Below are 16,959 nucleotides of genomic sequence, written 5' to 3' on the forward strand. Positions count from 1 at the left end.
AATGTGGGAGCTGGCTTGCCTGCGATGCAGACACCTCGGTGTATCAGGTACACCCGGTTGATGCCATCGCAGGCAAGCCAGCTCCCACAGTAGTCAGTGTTTCCAGGCGGTCGGGTTCACCAGGTTCTTCGGCTTTTCACCCGCCAGTGCCGCCAGCAGATTGTCCACTGCACAACTCGCCATCGCCTCCCGCGTCTCATGGGTGGCCGAGCCGATATGCGGCGTCGCCACCACATTGTTCAAGCGAAGCAACGGTGAATCATGTTGCAGCGGCTCACGCACAAACACATCCAACCCTGCCGCGCGAATCGTGCGCTGTTGCAACGCTTCGATCAGCGCCGTTTCATCCACCACCTTGCCCCGGGAAATATTGATAAAGATCGTCTCCGGGCCCATCTGCGCGAACTCTGCGGCGCCAATCAAGCCTTCGGTTTCAGCGGTCAGCGGCAAGGTCAGGCAGACAAAGTCCGCTTGTTGGAGCAGGTCCGGCAGGCTGCGATACTCGGCACCGAAACGTTGCTCCACCGCAGGCTTGGGTGAGTGGCTGTGGTAGATCACCGGCATGCCGAAACCGAAGTGCCCACGCTGGGCCAATGCTTCGCCAATCCGGCCCATGCCGATAATGCCCAGGGTCTTGCCATGCACGTCGCTGCCAAAATGCAGTGGGCCGATGTTCTGGTTCCAGTTGCCGGCGCGCACCATATTGGCCAGCTCCACCACTCGCCGGGCGGTCGCCAGGATCAGCGCGAAGCCAGTGTCGGCGGTGGTTTCGGTCAGCACGTCGGGGGTGTTGCTGAGCAGGATGCCGCGCTGGGTCAGGTAGTCGATGTCGTAGTTGTCGACACCCACCGAGACGCTGGCGACGGCCTCAAGCTTCGGCGCCAGGTCGAGCAGCTTGGCGTCCAAGCGCAGGCTGGCACCGAGCAAGCCTTGGGCGGCCGGCAAGGCCTCGCGCAGCTTGGCCAGGCCGCTGTCATCCAGCGCCTCGATCAGCGTGACCTCGGCCTGTTCATGCAGGCGCGCCATCAGCGGTGCGGAGAGTTTCTTGTAGAGCACGACAGACTTTTTCATCAGGTCTTTACCTTCAATTCAAGGGAATGCAGCGGGGCGCGTTCGCGGTCACTGGCGCCCGGCTTGAGAAAGATCGTCAGCACCACCGACACCAGCAGCGCGCCGCTCATCAGCAGGTACGAGGCGCCGGGCGATCCGGTGCTGCTGTTGAGGTAACCCACCAGGTACGAGCCGCCGAACGACCCGAGGGCGCCCATGCTGTTGATCAGCGCCATGGCACCACCGGCGACGTTGGCCGGGAGGATTTCCGGGACGATCGCGAAAAACGGCCCGTACGGCGCATACATGCACGCCCCGGCGATCACCAGCAGGGTGTACGACCACCAGAAATGTTCGGCGCCCAACACGTAGGAGGCATAAAACGCGATGGAGGCGATCAGCAGCGGCGGCCACACGAAGCGTTTGCGTTTTTGCAGCTTGTCCGAGCCCCACGACACCACCAGCATGCCGATCACCGCCGCCAGGTACGGCAGCGCCGAGAGCCAGCCGGCCTCGACCATGTCCATTTTCAGGCCGGCCTTGAGAATCGACGGCAGCCACAGCACGAAGCCATACACGCCAATGCTCCAGCAGAAAAACTGCAGCGCCAGGATGATCACCTTGGGCGAGCGGAAGGCTTCGGCGTAGTTCTTCACCGCCTTGATGCCCACCTGTTCTTCGGCCAGCGCGGTTTCCAGGTCTTTTTTATGCTGGGCGCTCAGCCACTTGGCATCGGCGGGTTTTTCATCCGCCAGCTTCCACCAGATAAACGCCCACAGCACCGCCGGCAGGCCTTCGATGATGAACATCCAGCGCCAGCTGAAATGCTGCACCAGGTAGCCCGACACCACCGACATCCACATCATGGTCACCGGGTTGCCGAGGATCAGGAAGGTGTTGGCCCGGGAGCGTTCCGCGCGGGTGAACCAGTGGCACAGGTACACCAGCATCGCCGGCATCACCGCGGCTTCCACCACCCCGAGCATGAAGCGGATCACGATCAGCATGTAGGCGTTGGACACCATGCCGGTCAGGGTGGCCAGGCCGCCCCAGAGGATCAGGCTGACGAAAATAAGTTTTTTAACGCTGCGCTTTTGCGCGTAGATCGCGCCGGGCACCTGGAAGAAAAAGTAGCCGAGGAAGAACAGCGCCCCCAGCAATGACGACATGCCCGGGGTGATCATCAGGTCTTCGGCCATCCCGGAGGCGGCGGCGAAGCCGTAGTTGGCGCGATCCAGGTACGCCAGGCTGTAGGTGATGAACACGATGGGCATGATGTACCACCAACGGCGGGTGGCGAGTTTCAACGGTTCCATAGGGTTGCTCCTGAGCTTGTTGTAGTTGTGGCAACAGGTAACGGGTAAATCTGATCAACCGGCTTTTTGCGCATGCGGCAAATCGGTCCTGAACGGCAAGCCTTCCATGTCGCCACGGCTCTGCACCGCCCGGCTGCCGATCCAGTTGCCGCGCTGCACCGCCTCGACAAAACTGAGGTTTTCCAACAGCGCGCTGATCATGCCCACGGCAAAACCATCGCCGGCGCCGACCGTGTCGACCACCTTGGCCACCGGTACGGCGGCGACGAAACCCTGGTCCAGCTGCGTGCGGTAGTACGCGCCGTGAGGGCCGAGCTTGATGGCCACGGCTTCCACGCCCTGGTCCAGGTAGAACGCAGCGATGTCGGCCGGGTCTTCAAAACCGCTGAGCAAACGGCCTTCGCTCAGGCCCGGCAACACCCAATCCGCCAGGCAGGCGAGGGCGTTGATTTCGCTGATCATGCGTTGCTCATTGGCCCACAGGGACGGGCGCAGGTTCGGGTCGAAGGACACGCTGCGGCCAGCCTCGCGCATTTGCGTCATCAACTGGCGCGACAGGTCGCGGGTGGCGTCCGACAGCGCCGGCGGAATCCCTGTGGCATGCAGGTGCCGGGCTTGCAGCAGCTCGGGCTTGATCGCCTCCACCGACAAGTGGCTGGCGGCCGAGCCACGGCGGAAGTATTCCACCTGAGGGTCAGCGCCGGCTTCTTCCCGGGACTTGAGTTGAAAACCGGTGGGATGCAGCGGGTCGACCGCCACGTGCCGGCAGTCCAGGCCCTCGTTCTGGAGGGTGTCTACCACAAAGCGCCCGAGGGAGTCGGCGCCCACTCGGCTCAGCCATGCCACGTTGAACCCCAGGCGCGACAGGCCGATGGCGACGTTACTGTCGGCCCCGGCAATGCGCTTGTGAAACTGCGCAACCTGGGCCAGGTCGCCGGTCTGTTCGGCGACAAACATCGCCATGGTTTCACCAAACGACAGGATATCGATCTCAGACATGGGCATTCTCCACGCGGGGCTGGCCAAGGACGGCGAGGGCGGCGACCTGCTGTGCGGTGACCTGCACCAGGTCATCGCCTTGCAGCGGAAATTCCACGGCCCGGGTAATACCTTGAGTCATGTGCCTCAGCAGTTGTTCCCACAGATGCAGGTCGGCGGCGCCCGGCGGCAGGGCTACCAGTTTGCCGTCGGCGCGTCGGGCGACGGCCTTGCAGTGCAGGTAATCCACGTGCCGGCCCAACAGGCGCGCGGCGGTCAGGGCCGATTGGTCCTGCCATTGCCAGTTGCCGATATCGAAGGTCATTTTCACCGGCACCGCCAGGCGTTCGACTTCGTTGAAAAAACGCTGCATCGGTTCGATGCGTCCGCCGTGCAGGGTCTGGTCGTTTTCCACCAGCAGCTTCACCGGATGGCGGTTGAGCAGGGCGCTCAAGCTGTCCAGGTCGTTGGTGTCGGTGAAGTAACCCAGGGAGACTTTCAGCCAGCGGGCGCCGAACGCCTGGGCGCGGTCGAGGGTGGCGGCCAGTTCGGCGTTGGGCTGCGAGCGGCCGGCCACCCAGAGTTCGAGGGGCGATGAGAATACGCATTCCAGGCCTTGATCCGCTGCGGCCTGGGCCAGTTCAGCGGGCTGTTCGGTGGTCAGCAGTTCTTCGCGCCACTCGATGCGTTGCGCGCTGGCCCGGGCCAACACATCAACAAAAGTCAGTTGGCCGCGATCGCGGACCAGGTCGGCGCCGTAGCTGGAGAGGCTGATGGAAACGGGGTATTTATGCATTGTTGTGTACCTCTGAAACCGGTTTCATTTTTATACGCAAAGCAAAACTGTAGGAGCCGGCTTGCCGGCGATGGCGGTGTGTCAGTCGACTACTGTGTCGCCTGAGAAACCGCCATCGCAGGCAAGCCAGCTCCTACAAGGGATTGGGTGGAGCCCCGGATGATGAGTTGCGGCAGGAAATCCAGGGTGCGTGTGGGAGCTGTATCCCCGCGCAACCGCTTGAGCAAACAGTCAAACGCACTGGCGCCAATCGCCTCGGTAGGCTGGGCGAGGGCGGTGATGCCGCTGCCCACCAGCGGGTACCAATCCAGGTCATCCAGGGCGATCAGGCCGATATCTTCAAACAGCTTGCAGCCCAGTTCTTTCAGCGCCCGGGTGCAGGCCAGGGCGGCGATGCCGTTGGCGCAAAACAAGGCTTTGGGGCCGGCGTGATCACGGGAGAGAAAGGCGTGCAGGTGGCTGTTCAAATCATCATCGATCTCCAGCACCGAGCCGGTAAGCAGCGGGCGCTCGCCGATTTCGGCCTTGAAACTGTCCAGGCGTTCCAGGCGTGAGCTGGTGCCATCGGTGGGTTCGCTGACCAGCAGCAGGTCGCGATAGCCTTGCTGTTCGAGATGCTCCACCGCCATGCGCACCGCTACCGCGTTATCCAGCCCCACCAGGTCGCTGTGCAATGGCTCAACCTTGCGGTCCACCAGCACCAGGGGCATTTCCCGTTGCAGCTCCAGCAACTGGTCGAGGTGATGGCCGAGGGTGTTCACGATCAGGCCTTCGATGTTGTAGGCCCGCAGGGCGGCCAGGTGCTGGCGCTCTTGCTCGTCGTCGCGGTCGGTGTTGCACACCACCAGGCTGTAGCCGTGCTGGCGGCAGGCGGTTTCCACGCCGTGCATCACGGCAATCGAATAGGGGTTGCGGATATCGGCCACCAGCATGCCGATCAGGCGGGTGCGCCCGCGCTTCAGGCCGCGAGCCATCTGGTTCGGGCGGTAGCCGAGTTCGTCGATGGCCTGTTCGATGCGCAGGGCGATGGCGTCTGAGAGCAGGGCGCGGTCTTCACCGATAAAGCGTGAAACGCTGGCTTTGGAAACGCCGGCACGCTCGGCAACGTCAAGCATGGTCACGCGGCTGCGCTGGGCGGCGGAAAAAGTGTTCACGGTCATAGACCTTCTTTTCTTATTGGAATGACTGAAACCGGTTTCAGGAAACCACTAAAGTAGGAAAGTCGTCAAGAATTTGTAGGACAAGGCCCGATAGTCGGTGCGATTCAGAGCAGCACGCTCAACCAGGTCGACCCCAACAGCAGCCCCGCCATGCAACGGTTAAAGCGCTGCATGGCCTTGGCCGAGCGGAACACCCGGGCCGAGCCGATACCCAGCAATGCCCAGGTGGCCAGGCAGGGAAGGGAGATCAGGAAAAACGCGAGGGACAGGTACACCACGTGGCTTTGGCGTTCCTCGCCGTTGCCGGCGAACACGCTGACCACCGCCAGGGCCATCATCCAGGTCTTGGGGTTGACCAGTTGCAGGCTGGCGGCGCCGGTGAGGCCCAGGCGTTTTCCGGGCGCATCGGGATGGATCGCATGGGCCGGGGCGATGAAGATCTGCCAGGCGAGGTAACTCAACCACGCGACGCCCGCCCATTGCATGGCGGTTTGTACTCTCGGCAAATGTGCCAGGGACTGTCCAAACCCCGAGCCCACCAACAGTACGATTCCCGCTGCGCCGACACAGGCGCCGAGAATAATTGGCACGGCCGCCTTGAAGCCGTAACGGGCGCTGTTGCTCAGCACCAGGATATTGGTCGGGCCGGGGGTGATGGAGGCTACGAATGCAAACAGCAAAAACGGCAGCAAGGTAGGGAACATGGCAGCGCGACTCCAGTGAGCAGATCAATGGCGTCGATCTTCACAAAGGCGTGGTTATCTGTCTGGAAGATTTGAGCAGCGCTTGCGGTAGGCCGCCGGTGTAAGGCCATAGGCCCGCACGAACCAGCGGCCCAGATGGCTTTGGTCGGCAAACCCCAGGGCGGTCGCCACTTCGGCGGGTTGTTCGCCCTTGGCGAGCAGGTTGCGGGCGCGGGCCAGGCGCAGTTGCACCAGGTAAGCGTGGGGCGGCAGGCCAAAGGCACTCTTGAAGGCGCGGGTCAGACGGAAGCGATCGACACCGGTGGCCAGCGCCAGCTCGTCCATGCCGATGTCTTGATGCAGGTGGGCGTGCAGGTATTCCCGGGCCTTGTGGGCTACCAGCGGCAAACGAGGGTCTTCGTGATAGCGCTGGCGCCACTGCAATTGGCCGGTCAGGCGCTCCAGCAGTTGATCGAGGGTGCTTTGGCGTACGATGCGCAGTTCGCCGTGGTGCAGGCTGTGGAAGGCGTGACTGGTGGCCTGTGCCAGGCGCGGATCAGTGGTCAAGGTGCTTGCAAAGCTCAGTTGGCTGTTGGCCGGCGCTTCCTCGAACACGGCCGATACTTCGCGCTCCAGCCAATGCGGGTCGAGGTACAGCATGCGGTAGGTGAAGCCCTCGGCGGTGGGGGCGTTGCCGTCATGGATTTCTCCCGGTTCCAGCAAAAACACTTGCCCCGGGGTGCTGTGATGGCGGGTGCGGCGGCAGTTGAATTGCTGCACCCCTTGTTCGGTAACGCCCACCAGGAAACTGTCGTGCCAGTGGGGGTCATAGGCATGCCCCTCGAAATGCGCACGCAAGGTCTCGATGCCGGTGTCGGCGTCCTGAGCCAGGTCGATCCAGTTGTGGGCGGTCATAAAGCACCGATGACGGGTAGTTGCCGCCAGTTAGCGCCGGGGCGCGGGCTGGCGTCTAGAAGTTTTGTGCAGCCTCAACCGAACAGCCCGGCGGCAATGTTGATCGAGAAGCCGAGAATGGCGGTATTGAACAGGAACCCGATCAGAGACTGCCCCAGCACCACCTTGCGCAGGCCGCGGGTGGCAACGCCGACGTCCGCGGTTTGTACCGCCACCCCGATGGTGAACGAGAAGTACAGAAAGTCCCAGTAATTGGGCGTGCGTAAATCCTCGGCAAAACGCAACGCCGGCTCGGGGCCGTCCCAGGTGTAGTAGAGGCGCGCGTAATGCACGCTGAAAATCACCCCGATCAGCAACCACGAACCGATCACCGTCAGGCCGGTAAACCCGTAGTGCAACAGGCGCTCGGTACTGCTCAGGTCCTTGCTGCCCACCAGTTCAAAGGTAATGGTCGCCAGGCTGGCAATCGCCGCAATGCACACCATGAACAGCACCAGGCTGGCGTTCTCGTCTTCGATCTCGGCGATGCGCTTTACGTCGTCGGCCCGGGAATGGCTGGTGAGCCACAGCATCAGCACCAGGTAGGTCCAGACCCCGGCGTTCCAGCCGATAAGGATTTTGCTGATGATCGTGTCGGCCGGAGCCAGGAGGCCCACCGCCAGGCCCAATACGGCGGCGGAGGACAGGCGAGGGTGGGTACGGGCAAGGAAGGGCATGGGAGCTCGATGGGCCAGGGTTTGCATTACCTTAGCCCACCTGAGTCCTTTGTTCAGCTGTCTTTGTGGCGCTTCTTCACCAGCTTCATCACCACCACAAAGAACACCGGCACAAACACCACCGCCAGCGTCGCGGTGATCATCCCGCCGATCACCCCGGTACCGATAGCCTGTTGGCTCGCCGAGCTGGCACCCGTGGCAATCGCCAACGGTACCACGCCGAGGATGAACGCCAGGGACGTCATGATGATCGGCCGCAGACGCAGGCGTGCGGCTTTCAACGTGGCATCGATCAGGTCTTCACCCTGGTCATACAGGTCCTTGGCAAACTCGATGATCAGGATCGCGTTCTTCGCCGACAGGCCAATAATCGTAATCAGTCCGACCTTGAAGAACACATCGTTGGGCATCCCGCGCAAGCTCACGGCCAATACCGCGCCGAGTACGCCGAGGGGCACCACCAGCAGCACCGAAGTCGGGATCGACCAGCTTTCATACAGCGCCGCCAGGCACAGGAACACAATCAACAGCGACAAGCCGAGCAGCAGCGGTGCCTGGGAGCCCGACAAGCGCTCCTGCAGCGACAGGCCAGTCCATTCCTGGCCCAGGCCGGCGGGCAGTTGGCTGACCAGCCGCTGGATTTCCTCCATCGCCTCACCGGTGCTGTGGCCCGGCGCAGACTCACCGGAAATCGCGATGGCCGGGTAACCGTTGTAACGGGTCAACTGGGCCGGGCCCTGGATCCAGCGCGCTTCAACGAAGGCCGACAGCGGCACCATCTTCCCGGCGTTGTTGCGCACATGGATCTTCATCAGGTCGGCCACCTGGCTGCGCTGATCGCCTTCGGCCTGAACGACCACGCGCTGCATGCGGCCCTGGTTGGGGAAGTCGTTGATATAGGCCGAACCGATGGCCGAGGACAGCACATTGCCGATATCGGCAAAGGAAATGCCCAGGGCATTGGCTTGCTTGCGGTCCACTTCCAGTTGCACCTGAGGCGCCTCGGCCAAAGCGCTCTCCCGCACGTTGGCCAGGATCGGGCTTTTCTCGGCGGCGGCCAGCAGTTCGGTTCGGGCTTCCATCAGCGCGGCATGACCGACGCCACCACGGTCCTGCAGACGGAACTCGAAACCACTGGAGGTGCCCAGGCCATCCACCGGCGGCGGCAGGATTGCATAGGCGATCGCATCCTTCAGTTCGCTGAAGGCCGCGTTGGCGCGGTCTGCAATCGCGGCGGCGGAATCCTTGCTGCTGCGCTCCGACCAGTCCTTGAGGGTGGTAAACGCCAGTGCCGCGTTCTGCCCCGAACCGGAGAAGCTGAAGCCCATGATCATCGTGGTATCGCCCACGCCCGGCTCGCCGGCGTTATGCGCCTCGATCTGCTCGGCCACCTGCACCGTGCGGTTCTTGCTCGCACCCGGCGGCAGCTGGATATCGGTGATGGTGTAACCCTGGTCTTCCACCGGCAGGAACGAGGAGGGCAGGCGGCTGAACAACACCCCAAGGCCCACCACCAGCACCAGATAGATCACCAGATAGCGCCCGCTGCGCTTGAGGGCATACGCCACCCAGCCTTCATAGCGGTCGGTGAACTGCTCGAAGCGCCGGTTGAACCAGCCGAAGAACCCGCCTTTCTCATGGTGCTCGCCCTTGGCAATCGGCTTGAGCAGGGTCGCGCACAGGGCCGGGGTCAAGGTCAGGGCGAGGAACGCCGAGAACAGGATCGAAGTAGCCATCGACAACGAGAACTGCTGGTAGATCACCCCCACCGAACCCGGCATGAACGCCATCGGCAGGAACACCGCCACCAGCACCAGGGTGATGCCGACAATCGCCCCGGTGATCTGGCCCATGGCCTTGCGCGTGGCTTCCTTGGGCGACAGGCCCTCGGTAACCATGATCCGCTCGACGTTCTCCACCACCACAATCGCATCGTCCACCAGGATGCCGATCGCCAGCACCATGCCGAACATGGTCAGCACGTTGATCGAGAAGCCGAGCAACAGCATCGTCGCAAAGGTGCCCATCAACGCAATCGGCACCACCAGCGTCGGGATCAACGTGTAGCGGATGTTCTGCAGGAACAGGAACATCACCGCAAACACCAGCAACATCGCCTCGCCCAGGGTGTACACCACCTTGGTGATCGAGACCTTCACGAACGGCGAGGTGTCGTAAGGGATCTTGTATTCGACGTTGGCCGGGAAGTAGCGCGCCAGTTCGTCCATCTTCGCCCGCACCAGGGTCGCAGTGCTCAAGGCGTTGGCACCGGGGGACAGCTGCACACTGACGGCGGTGGACGGCTTGCCGTTCAGGCGGGTGGAAAACTGGTATTCCTGGCTGCCGATTTCCACCCGCGCCACGTCACCGACGCGCACGGTGGAACCGTCCGGGTTGGCCTTGAGCACGATGTCGGCAAACTCGGCCGGGGTCGAGAGCTGGCCTTTGACCAGGATCGATGCAGTGATTTCCTGAGTCTTGGTGCCCGGCAAGTCACCGATGCTGCCGGCCGATACCTGGGCGTTCTGCGCGGCGATGGCGGCGTTGACGTCGGCCGGGGTCAGGTTGAAACCGATCAGCTTCTGCGGGTCGATCCAGATCCGCATCGCGCGTTCGGCACCGTACAGCTGGGCCTTGCCCACACCGTCCAGGCGCTTGAGCTCGTTCATTACGTTGCGCGCCAGGTAATCGCTGAGCGCCACATCATCGAGCTTACCGTCGCTGGAGGTCAGCGTGACCAGCAGCAGGAAGCCGGCGGAGACTTTCTCTACCTGCAAGCCTTGCTGGGTCACTGCCTGGGGCAGTCGCGGCTCCACGGCCTTGAGACGGTTTTGCACGTCGACCTGAGCCATCTCCGGGTCGGTGCCCGGCTGGAAGGTCGCGGTGATAGTGGCCGAACCCAGGCTGCTCTGGGATTCGAAATACAGCAGGTGATCGGCGCCGTTAAGCTCCTGCTCGATCAGGCTGACCACGCTTTCGTCCAGGGTCTGCGCCGAGGCGCCCGGGTACACCGCGTAGATCTCGACTTTCGGCGGGGCGACGTTGGGGTACTGCGCCACCGGCAACTGCGGGATGGCGAGGGCGCCGGCCAGCAGGATAAAGAGTGCGACCACCCAGGCGAAGATCGGGCGGTCGATAAAGAATTGCGGCATGGAAAACGATCCTTATTGGCCGGATGCCTGGGCGATTGGCGCGGGGCTGTCGTCAACCTGGACTTTCTCGCCAGGGCGGGCGTGTTGCAGGCCTTCGACGACGATACGGTCACCGGCCTTGAGGCCGCTGGTGACAACCCACCGGTCATTCACCACCGAACCCAGTTCCACCGGCTGCTGGCTTACGGTTTGCTCGGCGTCCAGCAGCAACACCATCGGGATCCCGGCGCTGTCGCGGGTGATTGCCCGTTGCGGCACGCTGATGCCTTGCTGGTCGACGGCTTGCTCCAGGCGTACGCGGATAAAGCTGCCGGGCAGCAGGTCGAGGTCCGGGTTGGGGAACTCGCTGCGCAGGATGATCTGGCCGGTGCCCGGGTCGACGCTGATCTCGGCGAACAGCAACTTGCCCGGCAACGGATACAGGCTGCCGTCATCCTGGATCAGCGTGGCCTTGGCCTGGTCCTGGCCGACCTGCTTCAAGTGCCCGGCGCGGAAGGCCCGGCGCAGGTCATTCAGCTCGCGGGTGGATTGGGTCAGGTCGGCGTGGATCGGGTCCAGTTGCTGGATCAGCGCCATCGGCGTGGCTTCGTTCTGGCCCACCAGTGCGCCTTCGGTCACCAGCGCGCGGCCGATGCGCCCGGAAATCGGCGCAGTGACGGTGGCATAACCCAGGTTCAATTTGGCGCGCTGCACCGCGGCCTGGTTGGCGGCCACATCGGCGGCGGTCTGCCGGGCGGCGGCGCGGGCGTTGTCGTATTCCTGGCCGCTGATGGCGTTGCCTTCCACCAACTGGCTGTAGCGCTGCTCTTGCAGGCGCGCCTGGAAGGCATTGGCCTCGGCCTTGCGCAGGCTGGCCTGGGCGCTGTCGAGGTCGGCCTTGAACGGCGCCGGGTCAATCCGGAACAGCACATCGCCCTGTTTCACGTCGTGACCTTCCTTGAACACCCGCTGCAACACCACGCCGGCGACCCGGGCGCGCACTTCTGCGATGCGTGGGGCGGCAATCCGCCCGCTCAGCTCGCTGGTGATGGACAGGGGCTTGGCTTCAAGGGTTTCGATCCGCACCTTGGCCAGTGGTGCCTCGGCGGTCTCACTTGCGGACTTGCCACACGCGCTCAGCGCCAGTGTCAGGGCCAACAGGCAAGACGGCGCAAACAGATTCTTCGACATGCTCATATCCCAATATTGACTGGCGCATCCTACGGGCGCCCCCGCCACAGTGCTGTGAAGCTCTGTAGGTGGTGTGTGAAGAAATGTAAGGTGCGGCCCACAGGTGCGCGGGGGCGTATATCCTTCATATCCGCCGAACCTTACACGATGTTCCAGGCACCGAAGATCTAATGTGTGGGGCTTGTGTGAGAGCTGGGCTTTTGTGGGAGCTGGCTTGCCTGCGATGCAGACGCCTCGGTTTATTCAGTAAAACCGGGGAGATGCCATCGCAGGCAAGCCAGCTCCCACACAAAACCGCTCCCACATTGGATCTGCGTACGACTTAGAAATTGTATTATTTGGAAATACCATGCCCAACATTCTCCTGGTGGAAGACGACGCCGCGCTCTCCGAATTGATTGCCAGTTATCTGGAACGCAACGGCTATCACGTCAGTGTGCTCAGCCGGGGCGACCACGTGCGTGAGCGCGCACGGCTCAACCCGCCGGACCTGGTGATCCTCGACCTGATGCTGCCGGGCCTCGACGGCCTGCAAGTCTGCCGCTTGCTGCGGGCCGATTCGGCCACGCTGCCGATCCTGATGCTCACCGCCCGCGACGACAGCCACGACCAGGTACTGGGCCTGGAAATGGGCGCCGACGACTACGTCACCAAACCCTGTGAGCCCCGGGTATTGCTGGCCCGCGTGCGTACCTTGCTGCGCCGCAGCAGCCTTACCGAGCCCCAGGTCGCCAACGACCAGATCCTGATGGGCAACCTGTGCATCGACCTGTCGGAGCGCACCGTGACCTGGCGCGACCAGGCGGTGGAGCTGTCCAGCGGTGAATACAACCTGCTGGTGGTGCTGGCCCGGCATGCCGGCGAAGTGCTCAGCCGCGACCAGATCCTGCAACGCCTGCGGGGCATCGAATTCAACGGCACCGACCGCTCGGTGGATGTGGCGATTTCCAAGCTGCGGCGCAAGTTCGACGACCACGCCGGTGAAGCGCGCAAGATCAAGACGGTGTGGGGCAAGGGCTATCTGTTCAGCCGATCCGAGTGGGAATGCTGAGCCATGTTTCGCGTCCTGATTCGGTTGTACCTGATTACCATCGTCACCTTCGCCGCCGCGATCTACCTGGTGCCGCGGGCGGTGATCCAGCTGTTTGAACACCGTTACATGAGCTACAACATCGAGCAGTCCCGAGGGATGCAGAGCCTGATCGTCAAGGAATACCAGCGGGTGCCGGTGGAGCAGTGGGCCAATGTCACCGTACGCCTGGCGGCGGATTTTGCGCCGCTGAAGGTGCAACTGCTGCGTATCCAGGACGCCAGCTACACCCCGGAAGAACAGCGCCTGCTGGAAAAGGACCAGATGGTGATTCGCCTGGGCGAGTGGGGCTGGGCGGATGACGTCAGTTCGGCCCTCGACGACCAACTGGTGGTCAAGGTCTCGGTACCGCCGGACCCGCTGGACATGAACCTGTTGTACTGGAGCATGAACGTGCTGATCGGCGCGGCGCTGCTGGCGTGCCTGCTGTTCTGGTTGCGGCCCCACTGGCGCGACCTGGAGCGCCTGAAAAGCACAGCGGCCGAACTCGGCCAGGGCAACCTTGCGGCACGCACGAAGATTCCCCCCAGCTCCAACATCGGCAGCCTGGCGGCGGTGTTCGACACCATGGCCAACGACATCGAGCAACTGCTCAATCAGCAGCGCGACCTGCTCAACGCGGTCTCCCATGAACTGCGCACGCCACTGACGCGCCTGGATTTCGGCCTGGCCCTGGCGCTGTCCGACGAGCTGCCGGCCGCCAGCCGCGAACGCCTGCAAGGCCTGGTGGCACACATTCGTGAACTGGACGAACTGGTGCTGGAGCTGCTGTCCTATAGCCGCCTGCAGAACCCTGCGCAAACCCCGGAGCGGGTGGAAGTGGTGCTGGATGAGTTTATCGACAGCATCCTGGGCAGCGTCGACGACGAACTGGAAAACCCCGACATCGTGATGGACGTGGTGCTGGACTGCGCGGTGGAGCGCTTCACCCTGGACCCGCGCCTGACTGCCCGGGCCCTGCAGAACCTGCTGCGCAACGCAATGCGATATTGCGAGCGAAGGATTCAGGTAGGGGTGAAGGTGTGTCCCAAGGGGTGTGAGATCTGGGTGGATGATGACGGCATCGGCATTCCGGCGGATCAGCGAGAGCGGATTTTCGAGCCGTTTTATAGGCTGGATCGCAGTCGTGACCGCGCTACTGGCGGTTTTGGCTTGGGGTTGGCTATCAGTCGGCGGGCGCTGGAGGCACAAGGTGGAACCCTTACGGCCGAGGCTTCGCCATTGGGCGGCGCACGCTTCCGCCTCTGGCTACCAAGCTAAGGAACACCGCAAAACCATTGTGGGAGCTGGCTTGCCTGCGATAGCGGTGGGTCAGCTTGCATCTTTGTTAACTGATACACCGCCATCGCAGGCAAGCCAGCTCCCACATTTGATCTTCGCTGTTCTTCAGTCCTGTTTTTGGCGCATGCACAGCCTTACCCGCCATCACACACCCTTGATATAGTTCGGCCCTTACCCCAGCCGCCAGTCAAGGATCACTGCCATGTCCGAATACCAAGCCTTTGTCGTCGAACTCAGCGGCAACGTCGCCCATGTGCAGCTCAACCGCCCGGAAAAGATCAACGCCATGAACGCCGCGTTCTGGACCGAGATCATCGACATCTTCCAATGGATCGAAGACACCGACGCCGTACGGGCCGTGGTCATCAGCGGCGCCGGCAAGCATTTTTCCTCCGGCATCGACCTGATGATGCTGGCCTCGGTAGCCAACGAATTCGGCAAGGACGTCGGCCGCAATGCGCGGCTGCTGCGGCGCAAGATCTTCGAACTGCAAGCCTCGTTCAACGCCGTCGACAACTGCCGCAAGCCGGTACTCGCGGCGATCCACGGCTACTGCATCGGCGGCGCGATCGACCTGATCAGCGCCTGTGACATGCGCTACGCCGCTGAAGACGCGCAATTCTCCATCAAGGAAATCGACATCGGCATGGCCGCCGACGTCGGCACCCTGCAACGCCTGCCCCGAATCGTCGGCGACGGTATGCTCCGCGAGCTGGCCTACACCGGCCGCCAGTTCGGTGCCATCGAGGCGCGCAGCATCGGCCTGGTGAATCGGGTGTACAGCGATCACGAGAGCCTGCTGGCCGGCGTGATGGAAATCGCCCGGGAAATCGCCGCCAAATCACCTATAGCAGTCACCGGCACCAAGGCGATGATCAGCTACATGCGTGACCACAGCATCAATGATGGTCTGGAATACGTTGCCACCTGGAACTCAGCTATGTTGCAATCCAACGACCTGCGCGTGGCCATCGCGGCCCATATGAGCAAGCAGAAACCCGAATTCGTGGATTGACTGAACATGACCCCAGGCTGGATTACCACAACGCTGCTGGACAACGACGCCCCGGGCGGCTGGGCTGTGGCCCGCAGTCGCGAAGGCTTTTTACACGACCAGAACGGCCCGCTGTTCCCCCGGGAATGGCTCAAGCGCCAGGACCTGTCGGTGTTTGCCGAACATGGCATCGGCCATCTGGACGGTGAGCCGGTGTACCTGCTGGAGCTCAACAGCCCCGCCGATGTGCCGGGCTGCGGCTGGCAGGGCCTGCGCGGCTTCATGCTGCAAGGCGACCACACCCTGTACAAAGTCCTGGGCTACGCCGCGCAAATCGGCACCTGGGCGCGTGAGCATCGTTTCTGTGGAAGCTGTGGCCAGGCGATGGTGCAGGTGCCACGGGAGCGGGCGATGTTCTGCCAGGCCTGTGACCTGCGCAGCTACCCGCGTATCTCGCCGAGCATGATCGTGCTGGTGACCCGTGGCGATGAGATCCTGTTGGCCCGTTCGCCGCGCTTTGTCACGGGGGTCTACAGCACCCTGGCAGGATTCGCCGAGCCTGGTGAGTCGGCCGAAGACTGCCTGATTCGCGAAGTGCGTGAAGAAGTGCAGGTAGAGGTCAAGAATATCCAGTACATGGGCAGCCAGTGCTGGCCGTTCCCGCACTCGATGATGCTGGGCTTTCACGCCGAGTATGCCGGCGGCGATATTGTGCCCCAGGCCGACGAGATCGAAGACGCGCAGTGGTTCAACGTCCATGAGCTGCCGCCGTTGCCGGCGTCCCGCTCGATTGCGCGCTACCTGATCGACCTCTACCTGGCCCGTCGTTTAGGCCACGCTGAACCAGTGCTGCCAGGCTAGGCGCACCGTCAGGCCGAGCACCACGGTGATGAACACCGGGCGAATGAACTTGGCGCCGCCGCTGATGGCGCTGCGTGCGCCAAAGAACGCGCCGCACATCACCGACACGCCCATGCACAGGCCGACAATCCAGTCCACCGAGCCATTGAAAATGAACACCGTCAGCGCCGCCGCGTTGCTGACGAAGTTCATGCTGCGCGCCACACCGCTGGCTTTTACCAGGTCGATGGGGTGCAGCAGCATCGTGCTCACCGTCCAGAACGCCCCGGTGCCCGGGCCGGCCACGCCATCATAGAAGCCCAGGCCAAAGCCCTGGGTGGACTGCCATTTCTTTTTGATCGGCGCGTCGTTGTCCAGCGCCGCCTTGGGCGTGCCGCCGAACAGCAGATACAAACCACAGCCGAACACAATCACCGGGAGCATCTTGTTCAGGGTTTCGGCGGGCAGGTAATGGGCGACCACCGCGCCGGTGAGTGCGCCGATCAGGGTACCGACGATGGCATGCACCCACTGGCGCGGGTGAAACAGCTTGCGGCGGTAGAAGGTAAAACTGGCGGTGGCCGAGCCGAAGGTGGAACTGAGCTTGTTGGTGCCCAGCACCAGGTGGGGCGGCATGCCGGCGGTCAGCAGGGCGGGTGTGGTCAGCAGGCCGCCACCGCCGGCGATGGCGTCGATGAAACCGGCGATGAAGGCAACAACGGCGAGAATCGCCAGGGTAGTGAGGTCGACGCTGAGTTCGAAGGGCATGGGCAAGACTTATTCGGCAAGGCGCAGAAAGGGCTGCGCGAAAGGCCGGT

General features: G+C 62.9%; 15 protein-coding genes. 4 read left to right on the forward strand and 11 right to left on the reverse strand.

The window, feature by feature from the left end:
* Positions 1-93: 93 nt before the first annotated feature.
* The 10 genes from M2400_RS23680 to M2400_RS23725 form a co-directional block, all read right to left on the reverse strand.
* Complete coding sequence (locus M2400_RS23680; RefSeq protein WP_177079611.1) at positions 94-1,071, reverse strand: NAD(P)-dependent oxidoreductase; 978 nt, start codon at positions 1,069-1,071, stop codon at positions 94-96.
* Positions 1,071-2,366: an MFS transporter gene (locus tag M2400_RS23685; RefSeq protein ID WP_010165554.1), complete on the reverse strand. Its 1,296-nt coding sequence runs from the start codon at positions 2,364-2,366 to the stop codon at positions 1,071-1,073. The genes M2400_RS23680 and M2400_RS23685 overlap by 1 nt, the downstream gene beginning before the upstream one ends.
* 54 nt (positions 2,367-2,420) lie before the next feature.
* A complete protein-coding gene (locus M2400_RS23690) occupies positions 2,421-3,365 on the reverse strand; it encodes a sugar kinase (RefSeq protein WP_177047775.1) in 945 nt (314 codons plus the stop codon).
* On the reverse strand, positions 3,358-4,140 hold the full coding sequence (locus M2400_RS23695; protein WP_259198373.1) for a sugar phosphate isomerase/epimerase: 783 nt from the start codon (positions 4,138-4,140) through the stop codon (positions 3,358-3,360). Before M2400_RS23695 ends, M2400_RS23690 begins: the two co-directional genes overlap by 8 nt.
* A gap of 89 nt (positions 4,141-4,229) precedes the next feature.
* Positions 4,230-5,294, reverse strand: a complete 1,065-nt coding sequence (locus tag M2400_RS23700; RefSeq protein WP_310503557.1) for a LacI family DNA-binding transcriptional regulator — start codon at positions 5,292-5,294, stop codon at positions 4,230-4,232.
* A gap of 110 nt (positions 5,295-5,404) precedes the next feature.
* Positions 5,405-6,004, reverse strand: a complete 600-nt coding sequence (locus M2400_RS23705; RefSeq protein ID WP_259198378.1) for a LysE family translocator — start codon at positions 6,002-6,004, stop codon at positions 5,405-5,407.
* A gap of 54 nt (positions 6,005-6,058) precedes the next feature.
* Entirely contained in the window at positions 6,059-6,898 is an 840-nt protein-coding gene (locus M2400_RS23710) for an AraC family transcriptional regulator (protein WP_177115893.1), read from the reverse strand.
* A gap of 74 nt (positions 6,899-6,972) precedes the next feature.
* Positions 6,973-7,614 carry a DUF1345 domain-containing protein gene (locus M2400_RS23715; RefSeq protein WP_177047783.1) on the reverse strand — a complete coding sequence of 214 codons (642 nt, stop codon included), beginning with the start codon at positions 7,612-7,614 and terminating at the stop codon, positions 6,973-6,975.
* Positions 7,615-7,667: 53 nt separating this feature from the next.
* Complete coding sequence (locus M2400_RS23720) at positions 7,668-10,766, reverse strand: efflux RND transporter permease subunit (protein WP_177047785.1); 3,099 nt, start codon at positions 10,764-10,766, stop codon at positions 7,668-7,670.
* Positions 10,767-10,778: 12 nt separating this feature from the next.
* Positions 10,779-11,936: an efflux RND transporter periplasmic adaptor subunit gene (locus tag M2400_RS23725; RefSeq protein WP_177047786.1), complete on the reverse strand. Its 1,158-nt coding sequence runs from the start codon at positions 11,934-11,936 to the stop codon at positions 10,779-10,781.
* Between the two features lie 349 nt (positions 11,937-12,285).
* Between M2400_RS23725 and M2400_RS23730 the strand changes: the two genes are divergently transcribed.
* The 4 genes from M2400_RS23730 to nudC all read left to right on the forward strand — a co-directional run bounded on the left by M2400_RS23730 (position 12,286) and on the right by nudC (position 16,162).
* On the forward strand, positions 12,286-12,987 hold the full coding sequence (locus M2400_RS23730; RefSeq protein WP_010165572.1) for a response regulator transcription factor: 702 nt from the start codon (positions 12,286-12,288) through the stop codon (positions 12,985-12,987).
* A 3-nt stretch (positions 12,988-12,990) separates the two neighbouring features.
* Entirely contained in the window at positions 12,991-14,286 is a 1,296-nt protein-coding gene (locus M2400_RS23735) for an ATP-binding protein (protein ID WP_177047788.1), read from the forward strand.
* 223 nt (positions 14,287-14,509) lie between these two features.
* Positions 14,510-15,322, forward strand: coding sequence for a crotonase/enoyl-CoA hydratase family protein (locus M2400_RS23740; RefSeq protein WP_177047790.1), 813 nt, complete (start codon positions 14,510-14,512; stop codon positions 15,320-15,322).
* Positions 15,323-15,328: 6 nt separating this feature from the next.
* Positions 15,329-16,162, forward strand: coding sequence for an NAD(+) diphosphatase (gene nudC / locus M2400_RS23745; protein ID WP_177047792.1), 834 nt, complete (start codon positions 15,329-15,331; stop codon positions 16,160-16,162).
* Here the strand turns inward: nudC and M2400_RS23750 are convergent.
* The gene (locus tag M2400_RS23750) at positions 16,130-16,909 is read right to left on the reverse strand and encodes a TSUP family transporter (protein WP_169388171.1); all 780 of its coding nucleotides are present in this window, start codon (positions 16,907-16,909) and stop codon (positions 16,130-16,132) included. The two genes, nudC and M2400_RS23750, sit on opposite strands and share 33 nt — an antisense overlap.
* Positions 16,910-16,959 lie beyond the last annotated feature (50 nt).

It is taken from the genome of Pseudomonas sp. BIGb0558, from assembly GCF_024807515.1.
In the GTDB taxonomy this organism is placed as follows: Bacteria; Pseudomonadota; Gammaproteobacteria; order Pseudomonadales; family Pseudomonadaceae; genus Aquipseudomonas; species Aquipseudomonas yamanorum_A.

Coding starts and splice junctions, on each gene's coding strand:
- M2400_RS23720 (WP_177047785.1), bottom strand. CDS start 10,766: ATGCCGCAATTCTTTATCGACCGCCCGATCTTCGCCTGGGTGGTCGCA.
- M2400_RS23690 (WP_177047775.1), bottom strand. CDS start 3,365: ATGTCTGAGATCGATATCCTGTCGTTTGGTGAAACCATGGCGATGTTT.
- M2400_RS23715 (WP_177047783.1), bottom strand. CDS start 7,614: ATGCCCTTCCTTGCCCGTACCCACCCTCGCCTGTCCTCCGCCGCCGTA.
- M2400_RS23725 (WP_177047786.1), bottom strand. CDS start 11,936: ATGTCGAAGAATCTGTTTGCGCCGTCTTGCCTGTTGGCCCTGACACTG.
- M2400_RS23680 (WP_177079611.1), bottom strand. CDS start 1,071: ATGAAAAAGTCTGTCGTGCTCTACAAGAAACTCTCCGCACCGCTGATG.
- nudC (WP_177047792.1), top strand. CDS start 15,329: ATGACCCCAGGCTGGATTACCACAACGCTGCTGGACAACGACGCCCCG.
- M2400_RS23705 (WP_259198378.1), bottom strand. CDS start 6,004: ATGTTCCCTACCTTGCTGCCGTTTTTGCTGTTTGCATTCGTAGCCTCC.
- M2400_RS23730 (WP_010165572.1), top strand. CDS start 12,286: ATGCCCAACATTCTCCTGGTGGAAGACGACGCCGCGCTCTCCGAATTG.
- M2400_RS23735 (WP_177047788.1), top strand. CDS start 12,991: ATGTTTCGCGTCCTGATTCGGTTGTACCTGATTACCATCGTCACCTTC.
- M2400_RS23740 (WP_177047790.1), top strand. CDS start 14,510: ATGTCCGAATACCAAGCCTTTGTCGTCGAACTCAGCGGCAACGTCGCC.
- M2400_RS23685 (WP_010165554.1), bottom strand. CDS start 2,366: ATGGAACCGTTGAAACTCGCCACCCGCCGTTGGTGGTACATCATGCCC.
- M2400_RS23710 (WP_177115893.1), bottom strand. CDS start 6,898: ATGACCGCCCACAACTGGATCGACCTGGCTCAGGACGCCGACACCGGC.
- M2400_RS23695 (WP_259198373.1), bottom strand. CDS start 4,140: ATGCATAAATACCCCGTTTCCATCAGCCTCTCCAGCTACGGCGCCGAC.
- M2400_RS23750 (WP_169388171.1), bottom strand. CDS start 16,909: ATGCCCTTCGAACTCAGCGTCGACCTCACTACCCTGGCGATTCTCGCC.